Genomic DNA, 17,053 nt, shown 5'->3' on the forward strand with positions numbered 1-17,053 from the left:
CGTTTGACCGCACATGCTACGCTGAAGACGTAGCGTGAGCTTGCGAACCTGGCGGCGGAGTCGAGGGCGTAGCATGTGGCCGGAAAACCGCCCTCAACGCCCCTCCCGGCAGCCCTGCTTCCATCTTCCCGCCCGAACGGCGCATGCAGTCCGTAACCGCCGCCAGCGCCGTCTTTCCACTGTTGAGAAGTGAGCCCGACCGTAGGCCCTGGGGCCACTACCGGAGGGCTTGATTGGTCCTCCAGGGCGGAAGGCGCAGCGGCCCCGACCTTGCTGGTCTTGGCAGATCCGTTGTTATGGCTTCCTGTCTGCGTCACGGGCCAGGACAACTGCATGGGTCCTTACATCAGCGGTTCAGTCAGCAGACCGAGTCGCGGTCCGGGTCTCACTGTTCCTCGGCCGACTGTGCCCCTGACCTAAGCCAGGGGCACAGTCGGGAGGGTCGTCAGGCGGTTACGGCGTAGCGGGCAGGGTCGGCGTCGAAGGCCGGGCCGCAGCCGGCGCAGCAGAACCAGTACCGCTGGCCGTTGTAGTCGCGGAACAATCCCTTGGCTTCGGCGTCCACCTTGACGACCGGGGTGCCGGCCATGACGGGGCACCGGGCGATCGTGTCATCTGTCTGTTCGGGGCGGGCGGTGAGGGTCAGGTCCTCGGTCGTGGTCTTTGAGCTGCAGCAGCTTCCCATGGTGTGTGGTTTCCTTTCGTTGGTGTGGGGTGGTTCAGGCGTTGATGGATGCATGCGCGGGGGTGCGCGGAGCAGCCGGTGCCGGCTGCCGATCGGTTGCCTTGCTCTTGAAGGAGCGCAGGCGCAGGCTGTTGCCGACGACGAAGACGCTGGAGAACGCCATGGCAGCACCGGCGAGCATCGGGTTCAGCAGTCCTAGCGCCGCCAGCGGGATCGCGGCGACGTTATAGGCGAAAGCCCAGAACAGGTTGGTCTTGATCGTGCCCAGGGTCTTGCGGGACAGGCGGATCGCGTCGGCTGCCGCGCGCAGGTCTCCGCGGACCAGGGTCAGGTCGGCGGCCTCGATGGCAGCGTCGGTGCCGGTGCCCATGGCCAGGCCGAGGTCGGCCTGGGCCAGGGCGGGGGCATCGTTGACGCCGTCGCCGACCATGGCCACAACCTTGCCTTCTTTCTGGAGCCGGGCGACCACCTCGACTTTGTCCTGGGGGAGGACTTCGGCGATGACCTCGTTGATACCGACCTGCGCGGCGATCTGTTCGGCCACGGCCTGGTTGTCGCCGGTCAGCAGTACCGGAGTCAGGCCCAGGTCCTTCAGCTGCCGGATCGCTTCGGCGCTGGTGGCCTTGACAGCGTCGGCCACGGTCAGCACGCCGCGTACTGCGCCGTCCCAGGCTACGACCACGGCGGTTTGCCCGGCCGCTTCGGCGCCGGCCTTTGCGGCGGCGAGGTCCGCGTCGATGTCCAGGGACCAGTCGGCCATCAGGGAGGTGCGTCCGACCAGAACGAGATGCCCGTCGACGATTCCCTGCACGCCCTTGCCTTCGATATTCTTGAAGGACTCGGGGACCGGGAGCTGTCCGGTACGTTCGACGGCGCCCTTGGCGATGGCCTGGGCGATCGGATGTTCGGAGGAGTCTTCGACTGCGCCGGCGAGGCGCAGCAGTTCGTCCTCGTCGGTGCCTGCTGCCGCGTGGATGCCCAGCAGGGTCATTTTGCCGGTGGTGACGGTGCCGGTCTTGTCCAGTACGACGGTGTCGATTTTCCGGGTGCTTTCGAGGACCTCCGGGCCCTTGATCAGGATGCCCAGCTGTGCGCCGCGTCCGGTGCCGACCAGCAGCGCGGTCGGGGTGGCCAGGCCAAGCGCGCAGGGGCAGGCAATGATGAGTACGGCTACGGCCGCGGTGAAGGCTGCTTCGAGCGGGAAGCCCGCGCCGATCCAGGCTCCGAGCGCCGCGACGGCGACGGCGATCACGATCGGGACGAAGATGCCGGAGACGCGGTCGGCGAGGCGCTGCACTTCGGCCTTGCCTGATTGGGCGTCCTCGACGAGCCGGGCCATCTGTGCCAGCTGGGTGTCGGAACCGATCCTGGTGGCGCGGACCACGAGGCGTCCGCCGACGTTGACGGCGGCGCCGACGACAGGGTCACCCTCGGCGACCTCGACCGGGACGGATTCGCCGGTAAGCATCGACTGGTCGACGGCGCTGCGGCCATTGACGATGACGCCGTCGGTGGCGATCTTTTCACCGGGCCGGACGATGAATTCGTCGCCCACGGACAGCTCCTCGACGGGGATCCTCGTCTCGGTGCCGTTACGGATAACGGCGACGTCTTTGGCTCCCAGTTCGAGCAGGGCGCGCAGCGCGGCGCCGGCCTGCCGTTTGGAGCGTTTCTCGAAGTAGCGCCCTGCCAGGATGAACATGGTGACACCGGCGGCAACCTCAAGGTAGATGTTCGCCGCGCCGTCGCTCGGGGCGATGGAGAACTCGAAGCCGTGGGTCATGCCCGGGGTGCCGGCGGTACCCAGGAACAGGGCATAGAGCGACCAGAGCAGCGCAGCGATGGTGCCGAGGGAAACGAGGGTATCCATCGTGGCGGTGCCGTGCCGCAGGTTCGTCCAGGCGGCTTTGTGGAAGGGCCAGGCCGCCCAGACGACGACCGGGGCCGCCAGGGCCAGCGAGGCCCACTGCCAGTAGATGAACTGTAGCGCCGGGACCATGGCCAGCACGATCACCGGCACCGACAGGATGATGCTGCCGGCCAGCCGGTGCCGCAGCGAGACCAGTTCGGTATCCGGCTGCTCCGCGCCGGCCTCCGCGGCTTGCTCCTGCCTTGCTGCCGGGAGCGCGGCGGTGTAGCCGGTCTTCTCGACTTCCTTGATCAGGGCCTGCGGGTCATAGCCTGCCGGCGCGGTGATCCGCGCCTTTTCGGTCGCATAGTTCACGGTGGCGCTGACGCCGTCGAGCTTGTTGAGCTTGCGCTCGATCCGGTTGGCGCACGAGGCGCAGGTCATCCCGCCGATCTCAAGCTCGACATTGGTGCCGGGGGCATCCGGCTGGGCCGGGGATGCAGACATTGGTTTCCTTCTTTCTGTTCGAAGCCGGTTCCGGCACGCGTGCCGTACGCCGGGTCAGTGGCCGCTGTGTCCGTCGGCGGCCGTGCCGGCGTCGGTGGCGGTGCCGGAAGATGCACTGGTGTCGACGACGAACGGTGCGGTGCGGACCTGGCCGTCAATCTGGAAGTCGAAGTAGAGGTAGTACGGCCCCGGGCTCGGCGCCGCAACAGCGAATTCGACCGCGGGCCCGGAGGTCTGCCCCTCAACGGGGCTGTCGCCTTCGGGGTGAACATGCAGATATGCAAGGTCACCCGCCCGCAACGCGACCAGGTGCCCGTAGGCGCCCAGATAGGGTTCGAGGGCCGTCACCGGTTGTCCGTCACGGGTGACGCTGATCGACAGGGCGGACGCACCGCCGGCGGTCAGGTTCCCCTCCAAGGTCACGTCGTAACCGTCGACTTCGTCACGGGTGGAGACCTTCGTTGCTTCGGCCGGTTCGAAAGAGCCGGCAACATGCACGGTGCGGGTCAGCGTCAAAGGCTCCCTGGTTGCTGCGGGAACAATGTCGGCGTAGACCCGGTAGGTTCCAGCCTCTTCCCACTGCCACGGCAGTGACCAGCGCCCCGCATCGTCCATCACGGGATGGGCGTGGCGGAAATGTTTTCCGTCGGAGCGCACCACGATCAGATGCAGGTCCATCTCGTGGGAGGTCTCAAACTTTGTGACCGGCTGGCCATCAGCTGTGGTGATCATGAAGGAGAGCTGCCCCTCATTACCGGTCGTTGCAGGCGCGGATACCCCCTGCAGAATGTATCCGCCCTGTTCGGCTGTCACGCCCCGCACGGCGTGGGCGGAATGTTCGCCGCCGGCGGCTGCCGTCTGCTTCATTTCTTCTCCTTCGGGTGCTGTTTTGTGTCCCTGCGCTGCCGACTGGGTCCAGCCGGCGGCAACCTCTGCCGGCGCGAGGGCGCCCGCGGAAGCGAAGGCTCCGGCGAACACCACGGCCAGAGCCGCACCGTAAGCGCCCAGCCGGCCGGCGGTATTCACTGCTGCTTCACCGCCTGGTAACCGGCTTCCTCAACCGCGGCGATGACAGCAACCTCATCGACAGGCCCTTCGCTGCCGATGACGAGTTTCCCGGTCTTCGCGCTTACTTCGACGGTCCCGACACCAGGAACCTCCTGGACCTCTTCGCGAACGGAGAGTTCGCAGTGTCCGCAGGTCATTCCCGTCACTTCGAATTCGGTAGTGGTTGGCATGATCTATTCCTTCCCTTCATATACCCCTTGGGGGTACTCCTTTGTCGATAGATATACCCCCATTGGGTATATGCTGTCAAGGTGGGGCAGCGGTCGTTTTCGCGCAGCGCCGCCTGTCGGCTTCAGGAGGGGCGGTCCGCTGCCCTGTTCCCTGCGGCTATCTCCATCCAGGGTGATCCTGCTGTGCCCAGACTTATGTAATAATCTGCGTATGAATGCAGGTAAGGAAGTGTGTGGCCGTGATACCGATAGCCAATACGTCGAATTGGCGGTAGAGATTTTTTCGATGCTGGCCGATGCCACGCGTGTGCGGTTGATTCTGGCGTTGCGTGACGCGGAATTGTCCGTCAACCAGTTGGCCGGCATCGTAGGTAAGTCCCCGGCGGCTGTGTCACAGCACTTGGCGAAAATGCGTCTGGCGAGAATGGTTTCCAGCAGGCAGGACGGAACCAAAGTCTTCTATCGATTGGCGAACGAACACGCCCGGCAACTGGTCACTGATGCCATTTTCCAAGCAGAACATGCCCTGGGCGGCACACCGCTGCACCATCACAAGGAAGCGGAGGACAACCGATGAAACCGTCTGCAAGCCACCACCATGCTAACGATCACCGCCAGGATGGCCGCACTCACCACGGACCTGCATCTGATGACCACGAGCACGGCCACGAGCATCAATCGGGGTTGCGCGGCGCCATCCACGGCCTGATCTTTCCCCACAGCCATGACGTCTCGGACTCGATCGACGACGCGATGCAGAGCAGCGCCAAGGGTATCCGGGCCGTCAAGATCTCCCTTCTTGGCCTTGGCCTGACTGCGGCCTTTCAACTCGTCGTGGTGCTGATCAGCGGATCCGTCGCGTTGTTGGCCGATACCGTCCATAATTTCTCCGATGCGTTGACCGCTGTCCCGTTATGGATAGCGTTTCTGCTGGGCAGACGGGCTGCGACGCGCCGCTACACGTTCGGGTACGGGCGTGCCGAGGACCTGGCGGGGCTGTTCATCGTTGCGATGATCGCCCTCTCCGCAGTCGTGGCCGCCGTCGAGTCGATCCGTAGGTTCTTCGAGCCCCAGCCTTTGGAGAATCTCGGCTGGGTTCTGGCAGCGGGCGTGGTCGGCTTCGTGGGCAACGAACTGGTAGCGATCTACCGCATTCGTGTGGGTCGGCAGATTGGATCCGCCGCCCTTGTCGCGGATGGGGTCCATGCCCGCACCGATGGGTTCACCTCACTGGCGGTGGTTCTCGGCGTTGCTGGTGTCTGGCTGGGCTTTCCGCTGGCAGACCCCATTATTGGCCTGCTTATATCGGCGGCGATTGCCATATTGCTCTGGGGAACGGCGCGGAACATCGGCCGGCGGCTCATGGACGGTATTGATCCTGATCTGGTCAGCCGGGCAGAGAAGGCTATTGAGCCTATCGTGCCCGCGGAATCCAGTGTTCGCATGCGTTGGATGGGGCACAAGCTCCATGTGGAGGTCACGACTCCCGTGGCTAATGTCCCGTCTGTTTCAGCATTGAAGGAGCGGAGCCAGTTGGTGGAACAAGCAATCAGAGGGTCGGTGCCAAATATCGGGACGATTGTAATCATTCCGACCTGGAAAGCGTCCGCAGAGCCTACTTTCATGAAGTAATCACCGGACAGCGCAGCCGGTGGGAAACGGGTCATCGGAATACCAAGCCGTCACGGAGGGATTGAGGTAACCGCACGAGGTTTTTACGCCGTGCGTGCGGAGGCGCACTGGTAAGCGGCAACGGTTCCTTGGGCCGCCTCTGCCTACGCAAGGTTGCGCGGTTCGGGAGTCACACGGCCGCGGCGTGCCGGAGCTTCGTTTTCTCCGGTGTCGGTGCGTGGCCAGAGTGCGACGGCTGTGACGGCACCCAGTACGGCGAGCACTGCCAAGATGAACCAGGTGGTCGTGAAGCCCAGGCTCGTACCGATCCAGCCCGCGATGGGATAGGTCAGGAGCCACGCGAGGTGGGAGAGCGAGAACTGGGCGGCGAAGACTTCGGCTATGCGGTTCGGTTCAATCGACGCGCGCAGGATCCTGCCCGTAGGCGTGACGATCAAGGTCATGCCGCCGCCGAGCACTGCCCAGACCGACGTTGTGCCGAGATAGGTCGCGGCGCCCGTCGCCGTGAAAATCACGGCTCCTGCCGTCCCGGCAACGAGCACTAATGCTCCGGTGATCATTACAGTACGTTCGGCGACGCGATCCAGGACTCGCGGAAGGAAGTGCCGTCAACAGCGTCCCGCCGCCAGAGGCGGCGAGCATCCAGCTGACGTCGGCTTGTGAGCCGCCGAGTTCGTCGCGCACACAGTTGACGGTGTTCACGATCGCGATGGATCCTGCCGCGGCCACGACCAGGTTTAGCGCCATGATGCCGCGGAGCATTGGCGTCCGGACGAAGGTCCTGATTCCTGCGGCAGCCCGGTCCCACGCTTTGGTGTGGGCGCTGAGACGCGCGTTGGGGATGCGGGTGGAGAGCACCAGCACAGCCGAGACGATGAACCCGGCTGAGGTCCCGGCGAACAGCCAGTTGAAGGTCATGAAGCTCAAGGCGACCGCTGCGAGCACCGGGCTCAGAAGGCCTTCCATGGTGTAGGCAACCTGGGAGGCCGAAAGGGTGCGCGTATACGCGTCCTTATCGGTACAATGTCGGGAATCACGACCTGGAAAGTCGGGGTGAAAGCGGCGGATGCTGCCTGGAGCAAGGCGATGAGGACGTAGATCTGCCAGATTTCGGTGACGAACGGCAGTCCCAGGACCACACCTGCTCGCAGGACGTCCAAGGTCACCAGGAACGCCCGACGTGGAGTCCTGTCTAAGTAGGCCGCTGCGAGCGGGGCGATGATCACGTAGAGGACCATCTTGATGGTCAAAGCGGTGCCGAGAACGGCGCCGGCGTTGGGACCGGCGAGATCGTAGGCGAGCAATGCGAGGGCGACGGTCGCCAGGCCGGTCCCGAAAAGGGCGATGACTTGGGCGCTGAAGAGATGGCGATAGTCGCGGATGGCGAACAAGCGCATAGTCCTGTTCCCTTTCCATGTGCGGTTCGGCTGGTATCCGCAGCCGAACCGGGGCTAGGGCCTGCGGCCGGAGGAGGGGCTGTGCGGGGTCAGGCCGGCAATAAGGTTGAACGCTCCCGTGAGAATGTTCAATGACACGACACCGACGACGTCGGTGATCTCGCGTTCGCTGTAGCCGTGATCGTACAGGGCGAGGATTTGCTCGTCGGTGATGGACGTCGGCTCCCGGTAAACCTGGAGCCCTAGGGTGATCATCGCCGCGACACCGGGGTCCGCGGACGTTCCGGTCCGGGCGCGATCGATTTCCTCGTCGTCGATCCCGAGCGCGAAAGCGGCACTGATGTGCGATTCCAGGCACAGGCCGCACCCTTGCTGGGTTTGGACGGCGATCGAGATCAGTTCGCTGACCTTCCGGCTGAGCTTGGCCCGCTTCATGGCACGGCTGAGCTGCAGGTAGCCGGTCAGGACGGCGGGGGAGTGCGCCATGGTTGCGACCATGTCGCCGATCTGGCCGTGTCGAGATACCAGGTCGGTCAGAAGGTCGCGGGAGGCGCCGGTTGCTGTCTGGGGAGTTAGTCGAGCGAGGCGAGGCATGGTGATCTGATCCTTTGGCGGGCTGTGCAAGGTGATGAAGTTGTTGTGAGGCGGAGGAGCATCGACGGCCAGGCGGCGGGGGCCCGGGGCGTCCGGTCCGGCCGATGCCTGTCGGGGCGCACCGGTGCTATAGGTCGTGCGGTGCGCCCGGCGGGTCGTGTTACATCAGGATGTGGCGGCCGCAGTCGCGTGCACGGTGAACTGTGCTGTCCGGACGGTGTCCTCGTGCTGGAAGTCCAGGTGGAGACGGTAGGTACCGCCCGATGGGGCGATAGTGAAGAACGATACCTTCGGTCCCGGCGCCGTCTGCCCGTCGCCCGGGGCGCCTTCCGGGTGTACGTGGAGGTAGGCGAGATCGCCTATTCGCAGTGCCACCAGGTGACCGAATGCTCCCAGATAAGGCTGGAGGTCGGTTACGGGTTCATCGTTCCTGTTGACGGTGAACGTCAGTTCGCTGGCCTCGTTAGCCATGAGCTCGCCCTCGAGCGTCACGGTGTAGGTGCCCAGCTGCACCGTCCGGTCCGCGGCGGGCAGTTGCTGCGGCTCATACGTGCCGCCGACGGAGGCATCGATACCCAGGGTCATCGGCTGACCGCGCCCGGCAGGGTGGAAGTCGGCGAAGATCCGCCAGACACCGGGGCTTAGGTTCAGGTCGATGATCCAGGTTCCGGAAGCGTCCCGCACCGGATGTACGTGCTGGAAGTGGGCCATGTCGCGACGGACGGCGATCAGGTGCAGTTCCTTGTCATGCACGTTCTGGTACTCAGTGACCGGCTGCCCATCGGGTCCGATGATCCTGAAGCTCACGGTCTGCAGTCCGCTGCCCAGGATCGGGGCGTCCAGCTCGAGAGTGTAGCCATGCTCGGACACGAGCACTCCGCCGGGCTGGGTATTGCGGTGACCGGCATCGTGCCCGGCACGGTGTCCCTGGGGGCTGTGGCCCCCGTGGCTTTCGTGGTTTGTGTGATCGAGTTCGTTTGTCATGTCATTCCCACCTTTTGTTGTCAGCTCTGATTCGAAGGAGCAGTCCGCCAGGATGTAGGCGGGAAATCTCTGTTCGTTCCTTGGATCGGCACCTTTGGAGTGTCTGCCCATTACTAGAACTGTATACCCCTACGGGGTATTCCTCTACAGTGTGAAACTCCTGATTTAGACGATTCGTGAGGTTAACAGTGAACCCCGGTGCACGAAGAAGCCGGAGATCAGGATGGCCGTCACGACGTTGTCGGCGGGCTGGCCGTCCGTCCGGCGCTTCATCAAGGTCACCCCGGTCTTCAGTGGCAGCTCCCGCAACCGGAATGTGGCGCCATTCCGGCCGACGTCGACTTCGCCGTCCGGGCGAAGGCCGTTGAGCAGATCCACGGTCGGTTGTCCCGTGCCAGGGATCGTCATTGCTTGCCTGCTTGCCAGGTTGCTAGGGCGGGTTGCCCCCAGGGTGAACCCGAGTGCACCTGCCTCTCCCGCCGAGGGGCGCCGCGGCTCCGGTGGCCCGAAACTGCCTCCGCAACAATAGTTCGTCAAATCGGGAATACCCCCGGGGGGTAATGCGGTTCTGATGTGCATGGCGCGATGAGCCGATACAGGTCGACCCGGGCACCATGAACCGCAACGGAAAGGAGCTGCAGAAATGAAAACGTTGCCACTCGCAATCTGGGCGATGGTCATCGGCGCATTCGCAATGGGAGCCGATGAGTTCATCGTCGCCGGGGTCGTCAGAGAGATCGCCGAAGACCTCAACGTCACTTACGGGCAGGTCGGCGCACTCGAAAGCATCTACGCGCTCGGCGTCGCAATCGGCGCCCCAGTGTTCACCGCGATCGGTACCAAGTTCGGGCGCCGGTCCATGCTGCTACTGACAACCGCAGTATTCCTCTTTGGCAACGTGGTGTCGGCGCTGGGGCCCAGCTACGAGCTGATCATGGTCGGACGCGTGATCTCCGCCACAGCACACGGCGCATTCCTCGGCATCGCCGCCGTCTTTGCCGCGGAACTTGTCGATGCGGCGAGGAAGGGACGGGCTGTCGCGATCGTCTTCTCCGGTCTCACGGCGTCCACGGTGCTGGGCGCCCCGCTCGGTGCCGCGGTTGGTCAGGCATTCGGATGGCGGTTCACCTTCTGGACGCTGGTCGTCTTCGGGGGAATCGCGCTGCTGGGACTGCTCATCTCACTGCCGCGAACCGCCAAGAAGGGGGTGCACGCGTACGATGCGCACCACGCCCACGATTCCGCAGGTGTGCACGCACATACCCATGAACCGACGGTAGGGCAGAGCCTCGTCGAGCCCGTCGACACCTCGGAGGCGTCGCACGGGCACGGGCACGCCTCTCCAGCAGTCGGCAGCGAATTTGAGGGGCTCGATGCCCACGCTCTGGCCCACCTCGGCGGCGCCGGAAACGGGCCTACTCTGCGAGAGCAACTCAAGGCACTCGCCCGGCCGGCTGTCTGGGGAGCTTTGCTCACCACACTCTTCGGTTACGGCGGTGTGTTCACCAGCTTCGTTTACCTCGCGCCGCAATACACCGAGGTCACCGGGTTCGACGCGGCCTGGATCACCCCGCTCCTGCTGCTGTTCGGCGCCGGTCTCTTCGTCGGGAATGCGCTCGGAGGAAAGCTCGCCGACAAGGCACTCATGCCCACCGTGCTCGGCGCACTCGCAACCCTGGCAGTGGTGCTCTTCGGGATGACCTTCGCCATCCAAAATCCGATTTCCGCAGTGATCATGACCTTCGTGTTCGGTGTGACCGCGTTCGCGGTCGTCGCACCCCTGCAACTGCGCGTCATGAAGGCTGCCGGCCACGCCCCCGACGTGGCGTCCGCGGCGAACATCTCCGCGTTCACCCTCGGCAGCGCCATCGGCATCAGCCTCGGTGGCGCAGCCATTGACGGCGGACTCGGGCTGGCGTCGGTGAACTGGATCGGCGGCCTCATCACTGCAACCGGGCTCATCATCGCGGTGGTCACCTGGGCGCTGCTCGACAGGCGCGCCAACGTCACGACGCATGATCGCGCCCACGAGCGCGAGCAAAGCTCAGCCGGCGAAAGGCATGACCACCACAGCGACACGATGGCGCCAGCCGGACCGGCCACCGCCGGACACGGTCACGCAGCACACCATCACTAAGCAGCATCCCATTGCACCATCGGGCCGTCCCGTCGAACGCAAGCGGGACGGCCCCTCGATCCGACGGGAAGACCTATTGATCAACCCCGAATTTCGGAACGCTGTCCAAACCCTTGTGAAGATCAAGCTTTCCGACGCGGGTAACCTCGTGATGGCATTCGTTCATGCCGGCGTATCACGAGCTGCGCTCCGAGGCCCGCGAGGTCATCGCGAGGTCACCCGGTCCGGCTACACGACCGCGATGCTCACCGGCGACAACACCATCACCGCCAACGGCCTCGGCAAGGAAGCCGGCATCACCGAGGTCCAAGGCACGCCTAAGTAGGCGCTCATGGCCAGCATCGCCGAGTCATGGCCGCCCGCGAACGTGAATTCGTAGTCCTCTCCGTCCGTCAGCCCGTTATCGGCAAGTAAGGGACTTCGGCATGAAATAGCCTGTGGTGGAACCCGGATCAACGAAAGCAACCTGCTGGCCGGCGACGTCAGCGATGGAGTCGATGCCGCTGTCCGGCCGTGAATAGCAGAACGACGCCGGCTAGTCATCGCCCTTCCAGACCACCAGGGGGCCACTGAACCGTATTTGACAGCCAGGGCAGTGGAGAACGGACTCATCAATGCCACATCCGCCTGGCCCTGGCGCACTGCTTCCACCACGCCCTCGGGCATTTCCCGCTGCACTTCCTTGCCGGTCGCATCGGCGATCATCTGTTCGATGATCTCGGATCCGGCGAGGATGTCCGGATCATCAGTACCGGGCGGCATCGCGAACACGAGCGAGGCGTCCTCCGGCGGGGCTGCGGATTCGCCGCTGCCTCCGCAGGCGGTCAGGGTCAAAGTATCTGTGAGGCGGCCAGGGAGAGGGCTGGCGTAGAACGCTTGGACATGGGATTGCCTTCGAGAAAACGAACGGGAGCGGGCCGGTCGCCAGCAACAAGAATTCTGGAGCGCCAAGGTTTCGACGAATTTCGAGAACGCTGGACTTGAAAATCCGCAAAGATGACCGGTTGCCCCAGCGTCAATATCGGGTGCGCCAAGTCAGTGTGGAGACTGTTCCCTGGCCAGCTATTTCGCTGCCTCGTCCCGGGCGGGCATCGGATAGAGAGCGGCGACAACGGCGATCCCGATGGCGCAGCCGAGGACTTGCGCCAGGACGAACGGCAGGACAGAGCCGGGGGCGATACCGGCGAAAGTGTCGCTGAAGATGCGGCCGACGGTGACAGCGGGATTGGCGAACGACGTTGAACTGGTGAACCAGTAGGCCGCGCCGATGTAGGCGCCCACGGCGGGCCCGGCCAGCCCGGGACGGCCGGTGCGGACGAGGAGGAAGATCACCGCGACAAGTCCGGCGGTGGCGACGGCTTCTGCCAGAAATAGCCCGGGGCTGCTGCGTACCGTCGTGGAGATCGCTGTCGGAACGTCGAACATTAGGTTCGCGAGAAGGGCGCCGGCAACGCCGCCCGGTACCTGTGCACCGATGTAGGCGGCCGCAACCGACAGGGTCGGGCCGTGGTGCAGGTGCCGCCCAAAGTACCAGTCTGCCAGCGAAACGACGGGGTTGAAATGCGCCCCGGAGACCGGGGCGAGCACCACGATGAGTACGGCCAGGCCAAGGGCTGTCGTGATCGAGATTTCCAGCAGCTGCAGTCTGCCGCACGTGCGTCCCCAACGCGTCGGCGACGTCCGCTGTGACAGCGACCTGGTTGTGACCGTGTGCGACCGGGCCCATGAGGAGCCCGGCCTCGGAGCCGACCTGCACTGGTCGGTCCCGGATCCGGTCCGGGCCGGTACTCCCGAAGCCTTCGACCGGGCCTTCGAAGAGCTCAGCCGCAGGGTAGAAACCTTCGCCCCGCTCCTGGCCCCGGCCTCCACCAACTGAAAGCCGTGACGGGTCGGCCCCGGCCCCAACATCAGACCACCCTCTAAGGAGCACCACGATCATGAGCGCCGAAACCACCAGGAAGCCCTCCGTCCTCTTCGTCTGCGTCCACAACGCGGGACGTTCCCAGATGGCTGCCGCCTACCTCACCCACCTTGCTAAGGGCGCCATCGAAGTCCGTTCCGCCGGCTCCCAGCCCGCAGAGCAGGTGAATACTGCGGCCGTGGATGCGATGCGTGAAGAAGGCATCGACATTTCGGCCGAACTGCCCAAGGTCCTGACTACCGAGGCCGTCAAGGATTCCGACGTCGTTATCACTATGGGCTGCGGCGACGAGTGCCCCTACTTCCCCGGCAAACGCTACGAGGACTGGGTTCTCGAAGACCCGGCCGGCAAGGGCGTTGACTTCGTCCGCCCCATCCGCGACGAGATCAAGGGCCGCATCGAAAAGCTCATCTCCGAGCTCCTGCCTGCCACGTAACCCGAACCCACCTGAAGGAACCCACATGCCTGAACAGCTCATCATCATCGGCTCCGGCCCCTCCGGCTACACCGCTGCCATCTATGCCGCCCGTGCAGGATTGAAACCCCTTGTCCTCGCCGGATCCGTCACCGCCGGCGGCGCCCTGATGAACACCACCGAAGTCGAAAACTTCCCCGGGTTCCCGGACGGCATCCAGGGCCCGGACCTGATGGCCGGCCTGCAGAAGCAGGCCGAAAACTTCGGCGCTGTCATCGAGTACGAGGACGTCACCGAGGTCGAACTCGCCGGACATTCCAAGCGCGTGACCACCGGCTCCGGCAAGAGCTACCAAGCCCAGGCAGTGATTCTCTCCACCGGCTCCGCCTATAAGGACCTCGGCCTGCCCGAGGAAAAGAAATTTTCCGGCCATGGCCTGTCCTGGTGCGCCACCTGCGACGGCTTCTTCTTCCGCAACCAGGACATCATCGTTGTCGGCGGCGGCGACTCCGCCATGGAAGAAGCACTCTTTTTGACCCGGTTCGGCAAGACGGTCACCGTCGTCGTCCGCCGCGCCACCCTGCGCGCTTCAAAGATCATGGCCCAGCGCGCCCGCGACAACGAGAAGATCCGGTTCGAATACAACAGCGCCGTTACCGCCATCCATGGCGATGCCAAGGTCACCGGCGTCACTCTGACCGACACCGTCGCCGGGGATACACGTGAGCTGGCGGCGACCGGGATCTTCGTGGCCATCGGACACCTGCCCCGGACCGAACTGGTGAAGGGCCAGATCGACCTGGACGAGGAGGGCTACATCAAGGTTGACGCGCCCACAACCGTGACCAACCTCCCGGGTGTCTTCGCCTGCGGCGACGCCGTCGATCACCGCTACCGGCAGGCCATCACCGCCGCGGGCACCGGCTGCGCCGCGGCGCTGGACGCCGAACGCTACCTCGCCGCCCTGGAAGACAGCGACAGCATCGCCACCGCACTCGTTGAGGAGAGCACCCATGCCTGACCGCAGCGCCGAGAGCGGTCAGTTCCCGTCATTGCGGCCCGACCAGGAGCGCCCTGCAGAGAAGAAGGAGCAGCAAATGCCCACGGCACCCGTGTCCTGTTCATCTGCGTGAAAAACGGCGGCAAGTCCCAGATGGCCGCGGGCCTGATGCGCGATCTCGCCCGCGGAACCATTGAGGTGCACTCGGCCGGTACCAAACCCGGCAAGGCCATCAACGCGCTCTCGGCCGAATCCCTGGCCGAGCTCGGCATTGACATCAGCGCCGAAAAGCCGAAAGCCGTCACCGAGGAAGCACTGCGGGCGGCCGACGTCGTCGTGACTCTCGGCAGCGAAGCGAAGGTCACGGTACCCGAGGGCACGCGTTACCAGAACTGGGACATCGATGAGCCCTCCGAACGCGGCATCGAAGGCATCGAGCGGATGCGCCTGGTTCGCGACGACATCTGCCAACGGGTGAAGGCGCTCCACGCCGAACTCATCGGCGGCTGAATCGGCCGGCTTCCACCCAGGGACACTCTTAAGCGAGCCCACGCCCAGCACGCGCAATCATCGGAGCCACAGGAGAACAGCATGGATAACGAACACGGCACTTGGGCCAACGGCCTGAACCACGCCGAGCACGTCCTCGGCAGGATCAGTAGAGAGCTCGCCGTCAAGTTCGACGGTGTCTTCACCGCTGAAATGGTCGACCGCTACGTCTTCGAGTCCTACACCGCCCTGGCCCGGACGGCCCGGATCAAAACCTACCTGCCCTCCATCACCCGGCACTTCGCCTACGACCGGCTCACTGCCCTGGCCCACTCGCAGGGAACCCGCCCCAGCGGCAAGCCCGAAGTACTCTTCGTCTGCGTGCAGAACGCAGGCCGGTCCCAAATGGCCGCAGCACTGCTCAAACACCACGCCGGAGAAACCGTCAACGTCCGTTCGGCCGGCTCCATGCCCGCCGAGCACCTCCTGCCCAACGTCACCGCCGCCATGAACGACCTCGGCATCAACCTCGAACACGAGTTTCCGAAACCCTTGACCGATGACGTTGTCCGCGCCGCAGACGTCGTGGTGACCATGGGCTGCGGCGACGCCTGCCCCATCTACCCGGGGAAACGGTACGAAGACAGGAAAATCGAGGACCCCGAAGGTGGGACCCTGCAGGATGTACTCACCATCAGGGACCAGCTCGACCAACGCGTCAAAAAGCTCCTAGCCAGTCTCTCCACCGAAGCCGGGCCCTGAGCGATGCATCGAGCTGACGTCCGTGGTCACCTGTCCGGCCATTCGGGCAGGTGACCACCGCACAGGTGCCGACTGATGCCTGTCAGTTTTTCTGGGTTTGGCCCGCATGCAATCAACGTCTGCGATCCCGCGAGGGGGGATTGCTGCGTGTTCTACTCAGCCGCCCGGAGCTGATGAATACTCTGGCCTCCGCCGAAGCGTTGCCCGCCGCAACCGGGAACAAGGTCGCGCTGTGTCCGAAATATGGAACCCGGAAGGAGAGCTTGATGAGCGCGGAAGGACGCTCCGAGCAGGAAGCGAACGGCTCACACGCAAAGGCCGGCGCCTCGCGCAATTCACCGTTGCCTACAACGTCATTGAAGGTGGCCTGGAACGCCGTCGGCAGGGAGGTCTTCCGGGCCGTGGAGCCAGGCGATGCGGAACTGCAGACGGCACTGGCTGCCGCGAGACCGCTAAGCGGTCACGCATGAAGATGGGTCAGACGTAACTGCAGATCTGTTCCGCATCGCAACACTCCGGGTCCGCTGCTTCAGCATTTGCATAGTGTTCGGCCACGGTCGCCCGCAGCGCGGTGAGTTCCGCGATTTGCTGGTCCAGATCCACCAGCTGTTTCCCCAGGACGTCCCGTACGTGGCTGCATGGCGTTATGCCGTTATCGCGGACCCGCAGAATGCCCTGGATCTGCGCCAGGGTCAGCCCCGCAATCTGGCTGCGGCGGATGAATTCAAGACGGCTGAGGGTGTCTTGCGCGTAGTTACGATAGCCGTTGGCCGAGCGTTCAGACGGGGGGAGCAGCCCCCGGTCCTCATAAAACCTGATCGTCTTGGTTGTCATACCGACAGCGGCCGCAGCTTCACCGATTCGCATGTCAGGTCCTTATCTCGTTCCAAAAGCGTCCATAACCCTTCCATCTTACTGGAAGCTTCCGCGGAAACCTTTGGTTCATTGCCGCCGCTGCCCCTATCGCGGGGGTCCTGCTCCTGCTGGCGCTGTGCCGCGCCAGCCCGGGGGCGGATTGTTGCACCCGTTCCCATCCGGGGACCAGCCCGTCTGCGGGAGGTGCTGCTGCAACAAGGCATTCACCGCTGGAGCAGGCGCACTCCCGGCTCTCCCGGCTCACTGCCCCTGTCGCTGAGGATGCGGGGGGCCGGAGGCATGACGGCGGTTTTGGGTCTGGCGTTTCTGACCGGGATGCTTGCCACGTGAATCCTCGCGGGTTTTGCGATGCTGCCAACCTATCTGGCGTACTTCATTGGTTCTGACCCCGGCGCCATGTCCCTGGACAGCACCGTCGTCGTCGCACCTGACGGTGAAGTCCTGCGCCGGGCCGACTCCCGGCCCATGAAGGCCGATGCCCTGGAGGCATTTCTGGACACAGCGCTTTCATAACAGCGGAAAATAGCCAGCTATTCGCCTACGGCTCTTGACCTTCCAGTGCAGGGG

Annotated in this window: 23 protein-coding genes; 11 read left to right on the forward strand and 12 right to left on the reverse strand. The window is 64.4% G+C overall.

Annotation, left to right across the window (positions count from 1 at the left end; all coding sequences use genetic code 11):
• Positions 1-445 precede the first annotated feature (445 nt).
• The 4 genes from B0G38_RS04105 to B0G38_RS04120 are packed head-to-tail and all read right to left on the reverse strand — an operon-like array spanning position 446 to position 4,279.
• Positions 446-685 carry a YHS domain-containing protein gene (locus tag B0G38_RS04105; RefSeq protein WP_264668275.1) on the reverse strand — a complete coding sequence of 80 codons (240 nt, stop codon included), beginning with the start codon at positions 683-685 and terminating at the stop codon, positions 446-448.
• A 34-nt stretch (positions 686-719) separates the two neighbouring features.
• Positions 720-3,041: a heavy metal translocating P-type ATPase gene (locus B0G38_RS04110; RefSeq protein ID WP_264668276.1), complete on the reverse strand. Its 2,322-nt coding sequence runs from the start codon at positions 3,039-3,041 to the stop codon at positions 720-722.
• Between the two features lie 54 nt (positions 3,042-3,095).
• Positions 3,096-4,067: a heavy-metal-associated domain-containing protein gene (locus tag B0G38_RS04115; protein ID WP_264668277.1), complete on the reverse strand. Its 972-nt coding sequence runs from the start codon at positions 4,065-4,067 to the stop codon at positions 3,096-3,098.
• Positions 4,064-4,279: a heavy-metal-associated domain-containing protein gene (locus B0G38_RS04120; protein ID WP_264668278.1), complete on the reverse strand. Its 216-nt coding sequence runs from the start codon at positions 4,277-4,279 to the stop codon at positions 4,064-4,066. The genes B0G38_RS04115 and B0G38_RS04120 overlap by 4 nt, the downstream gene beginning before the upstream one ends.
• Positions 4,280-4,490: 211 nt before the next feature.
• Here B0G38_RS04120 and B0G38_RS04125 point away from each other — a divergent pair, with 211 nt between their 5' ends.
• Together B0G38_RS04125 and B0G38_RS04130 are read left to right on the forward strand one after the other, a co-directional pair.
• The gene (locus tag B0G38_RS04125) at positions 4,491-4,856 is read left to right on the forward strand and encodes an ArsR/SmtB family transcription factor (RefSeq protein WP_264668279.1); all 366 of its coding nucleotides are present in this window, start codon (positions 4,491-4,493) and stop codon (positions 4,854-4,856) included.
• The gene (locus B0G38_RS04130; protein ID WP_264668280.1) at positions 4,853-5,911 is read left to right on the forward strand and encodes a cation diffusion facilitator family transporter; all 1,059 of its coding nucleotides are present in this window, start codon (positions 4,853-4,855) and stop codon (positions 5,909-5,911) included. Before B0G38_RS04125 ends, B0G38_RS04130 begins: the two co-directional genes overlap by 4 nt.
• 143 nt (positions 5,912-6,054) lie before the next feature.
• On the opposite strand, the gene B0G38_RS04135 is transcribed toward B0G38_RS04130, so the two are convergent.
• Positions 6,055-6,471 (reverse strand): MFS transporter, encoded by a 417-nt coding sequence (locus tag B0G38_RS04135; RefSeq protein ID WP_413542025.1) that lies wholly within the window; start codon positions 6,469-6,471, stop codon positions 6,055-6,057.
• 185 nt (positions 6,472-6,656) lie between these two features.
• Here B0G38_RS04135 and B0G38_RS04140 point away from each other — a divergent pair, with 185 nt between their 5' ends.
• On the forward strand, positions 6,657-6,884 hold the full coding sequence (locus B0G38_RS04140; RefSeq protein WP_264668281.1) for a hypothetical protein: 228 nt from the start codon (positions 6,657-6,659) through the stop codon (positions 6,882-6,884).
• On the opposite strand, the gene B0G38_RS04145 is transcribed toward B0G38_RS04140, so the two are convergent.
• The 4 genes from B0G38_RS04145 to B0G38_RS04160 form a co-directional block, all read right to left on the reverse strand.
• Positions 6,862-7,308: an MFS transporter gene (locus B0G38_RS04145; RefSeq protein WP_264668282.1), complete on the reverse strand. Its 447-nt coding sequence runs from the start codon at positions 7,306-7,308 to the stop codon at positions 6,862-6,864. The genes B0G38_RS04140 and B0G38_RS04145 overlap by 23 nt on opposite strands.
• Before the next feature lie 54 nt (positions 7,309-7,362).
• Positions 7,363-7,902, reverse strand: a complete 540-nt coding sequence (locus B0G38_RS04150; protein ID WP_264668283.1) for a carboxymuconolactone decarboxylase family protein — start codon at positions 7,900-7,902, stop codon at positions 7,363-7,365.
• Positions 7,903-8,067: 165 nt separating this feature from the next.
• A complete protein-coding gene (locus B0G38_RS04155; RefSeq protein WP_264668284.1) occupies positions 8,068-8,886 on the reverse strand; it encodes a hypothetical protein in 819 nt (272 codons plus the stop codon).
• A 165-nt stretch (positions 8,887-9,051) separates the two neighbouring features.
• The gene (locus B0G38_RS04160) at positions 9,052-9,294 is read right to left on the reverse strand and encodes a hypothetical protein (RefSeq protein ID WP_264668285.1); all 243 of its coding nucleotides are present in this window, start codon (positions 9,292-9,294) and stop codon (positions 9,052-9,054) included.
• 235 nt (positions 9,295-9,529) lie between these two features.
• On the opposite strand from B0G38_RS04160, the gene B0G38_RS04165 reads away from it, so the two are divergent.
• Complete coding sequence (locus B0G38_RS04165) at positions 9,530-11,023, forward strand: MFS transporter (RefSeq protein ID WP_264668286.1); 1,494 nt, start codon at positions 9,530-9,532, stop codon at positions 11,021-11,023.
• A 228-nt stretch (positions 11,024-11,251) separates the two neighbouring features.
• Here B0G38_RS04165 and B0G38_RS04170 read toward each other — a convergent pair whose 3' ends face one another.
• Complete coding sequence (locus B0G38_RS04170; RefSeq protein WP_264668287.1) at positions 11,252-11,857, reverse strand: PhnD/SsuA/transferrin family substrate-binding protein; 606 nt, start codon at positions 11,855-11,857, stop codon at positions 11,252-11,254.
• Positions 11,858-12,085: 228 nt separating this feature from the next.
• Entirely contained in the window at positions 12,086-12,715 is a 630-nt protein-coding gene (locus B0G38_RS04175; protein ID WP_413542031.1) for an aquaporin, read from the reverse strand.
• Between B0G38_RS04175 and B0G38_RS04180 the strand changes: the two genes are divergently transcribed.
• The 6 genes from B0G38_RS04180 (at position 12,642) to B0G38_RS04210 (ending at position 16,080) form a co-directional block, all read left to right on the forward strand.
• Positions 12,642-12,899, forward strand: a complete 258-nt coding sequence (locus tag B0G38_RS04180) for a low molecular weight phosphatase family protein (RefSeq protein WP_264668565.1) — start codon at positions 12,642-12,644, stop codon at positions 12,897-12,899. The two genes, B0G38_RS04175 and B0G38_RS04180, sit on opposite strands and share 74 nt — an antisense overlap.
• A 61-nt stretch (positions 12,900-12,960) precedes the next feature.
• Entirely contained in the window at positions 12,961-13,380 is a 420-nt protein-coding gene (locus B0G38_RS04185) for an arsenate reductase ArsC (protein WP_264668288.1), read from the forward strand.
• A 25-nt stretch (positions 13,381-13,405) separates the two neighbouring features.
• Entirely contained in the window at positions 13,406-14,380 is a 975-nt protein-coding gene (gene trxB / locus B0G38_RS04190) for a thioredoxin-disulfide reductase (RefSeq protein ID WP_264668289.1), read from the forward strand.
• A gap of 96 nt (positions 14,381-14,476) precedes the next feature.
• A complete protein-coding gene (locus B0G38_RS04195; protein WP_264668550.1) occupies positions 14,477-14,869 on the forward strand; it encodes an arsenate-mycothiol transferase ArsC in 393 nt (130 codons plus the stop codon).
• A gap of 81 nt (positions 14,870-14,950) precedes the next feature.
• Positions 14,951-15,610: an arsenate reductase/protein-tyrosine-phosphatase family protein gene (locus B0G38_RS04200; RefSeq protein WP_264668290.1), complete on the forward strand. Its 660-nt coding sequence runs from the start codon at positions 14,951-14,953 to the stop codon at positions 15,608-15,610.
• 266 nt (positions 15,611-15,876) lie between these two features.
• A complete protein-coding gene (locus B0G38_RS04210) occupies positions 15,877-16,080 on the forward strand; it encodes a hypothetical protein (RefSeq protein ID WP_264668566.1) in 204 nt (67 codons plus the stop codon).
• A 7-nt stretch (positions 16,081-16,087) separates the two neighbouring features.
• Here B0G38_RS04210 and B0G38_RS04215 read toward each other — a convergent pair whose 3' ends face one another.
• The gene (locus tag B0G38_RS04215) at positions 16,088-16,477 is read right to left on the reverse strand and encodes a heavy metal-responsive transcriptional regulator (protein WP_264668291.1); all 390 of its coding nucleotides are present in this window, start codon (positions 16,475-16,477) and stop codon (positions 16,088-16,090) included.
• A gap of 357 nt (positions 16,478-16,834) precedes the next feature.
• Here B0G38_RS04215 and B0G38_RS04220 point away from each other — a divergent pair, with 357 nt between their 5' ends.
• Positions 16,835-16,999: a hypothetical protein gene (locus B0G38_RS04220; protein ID WP_264668292.1), complete on the forward strand. Its 165-nt coding sequence runs from the start codon at positions 16,835-16,837 to the stop codon at positions 16,997-16,999.
• The last annotated feature ends 54 nt before the right edge of the window (positions 17,000-17,053 follow it).

Origin of the sequence: Crystallibacter permensis, assembly GCF_025960875.1 — a bacterium.
Taxonomy (GTDB): Bacteria; Actinomycetota; Actinomycetes; order Actinomycetales; family Micrococcaceae; genus Crystallibacter; species Crystallibacter permensis.

Bases quoted from the DNA above. Each gene is read 5' to 3' on its own strand.
- B0G38_RS04110 (WP_264668276.1), bottom strand. From the start codon at position 3,041: ATGTCTGCATCCCCGGCCCAGCCGGATGCCCCCGGCACCAATGTCGAG.
- B0G38_RS04185 (WP_264668288.1), top strand. From the start codon at position 12,961: ATGAGCGCCGAAACCACCAGGAAGCCCTCCGTCCTCTTCGTCTGCGTC.
- B0G38_RS04155 (WP_264668284.1), bottom strand. From the start codon at position 8,886: ATGACAAACGAACTCGATCACACAAACCACGAAAGCCACGGGGGCCAC.
- B0G38_RS04200 (WP_264668290.1), top strand. From the start codon at position 14,951: ATGGATAACGAACACGGCACTTGGGCCAACGGCCTGAACCACGCCGAG.
- trxB (WP_264668289.1), top strand. From the start codon at position 13,406: ATGCCTGAACAGCTCATCATCATCGGCTCCGGCCCCTCCGGCTACACC.
- B0G38_RS04145 (WP_264668282.1), bottom strand. From the start codon at position 7,308: ATGCGCTTGTTCGCCATCCGCGACTATCGCCATCTCTTCAGCGCCCAA.
- B0G38_RS04150 (WP_264668283.1), bottom strand. From the start codon at position 7,902: ATGCCTCGCCTCGCTCGACTAACTCCCCAGACAGCAACCGGCGCCTCC.
- B0G38_RS04130 (WP_264668280.1), top strand. From the start codon at position 4,853: ATGAAACCGTCTGCAAGCCACCACCATGCTAACGATCACCGCCAGGAT.
- B0G38_RS04135 (WP_413542025.1), bottom strand. From the start codon at position 6,471: ATGATCACCGGAGCATTAGTGCTCGTTGCCGGGACGGCAGGAGCCGTG.
- B0G38_RS04210 (WP_264668566.1), top strand. From the start codon at position 15,877: ATGAGCGCGGAAGGACGCTCCGAGCAGGAAGCGAACGGCTCACACGCA.
- B0G38_RS04140 (WP_264668281.1), top strand. From the start codon at position 6,657: ATGATGCCGCGGAGCATTGGCGTCCGGACGAAGGTCCTGATTCCTGCG.
- B0G38_RS04220 (WP_264668292.1), top strand. From the start codon at position 16,835: ATGCTGCCAACCTATCTGGCGTACTTCATTGGTTCTGACCCCGGCGCC.
- B0G38_RS04120 (WP_264668278.1), bottom strand. From the start codon at position 4,279: ATGCCAACCACTACCGAATTCGAAGTGACGGGAATGACCTGCGGACAC.
- B0G38_RS04160 (WP_264668285.1), bottom strand. From the start codon at position 9,294: ATGACGATCCCTGGCACGGGACAACCGACCGTGGATCTGCTCAACGGC.
- B0G38_RS04215 (WP_264668291.1), bottom strand. From the start codon at position 16,477: ATGCGAATCGGTGAAGCTGCGGCCGCTGTCGGTATGACAACCAAGACG.
- B0G38_RS04105 (WP_264668275.1), bottom strand. From the start codon at position 685: ATGGGAAGCTGCTGCAGCTCAAAGACCACGACCGAGGACCTGACCCTC.
- B0G38_RS04125 (WP_264668279.1), top strand. From the start codon at position 4,491: ATGAATGCAGGTAAGGAAGTGTGTGGCCGTGATACCGATAGCCAATAC.
- B0G38_RS04165 (WP_264668286.1), top strand. From the start codon at position 9,530: ATGAAAACGTTGCCACTCGCAATCTGGGCGATGGTCATCGGCGCATTC.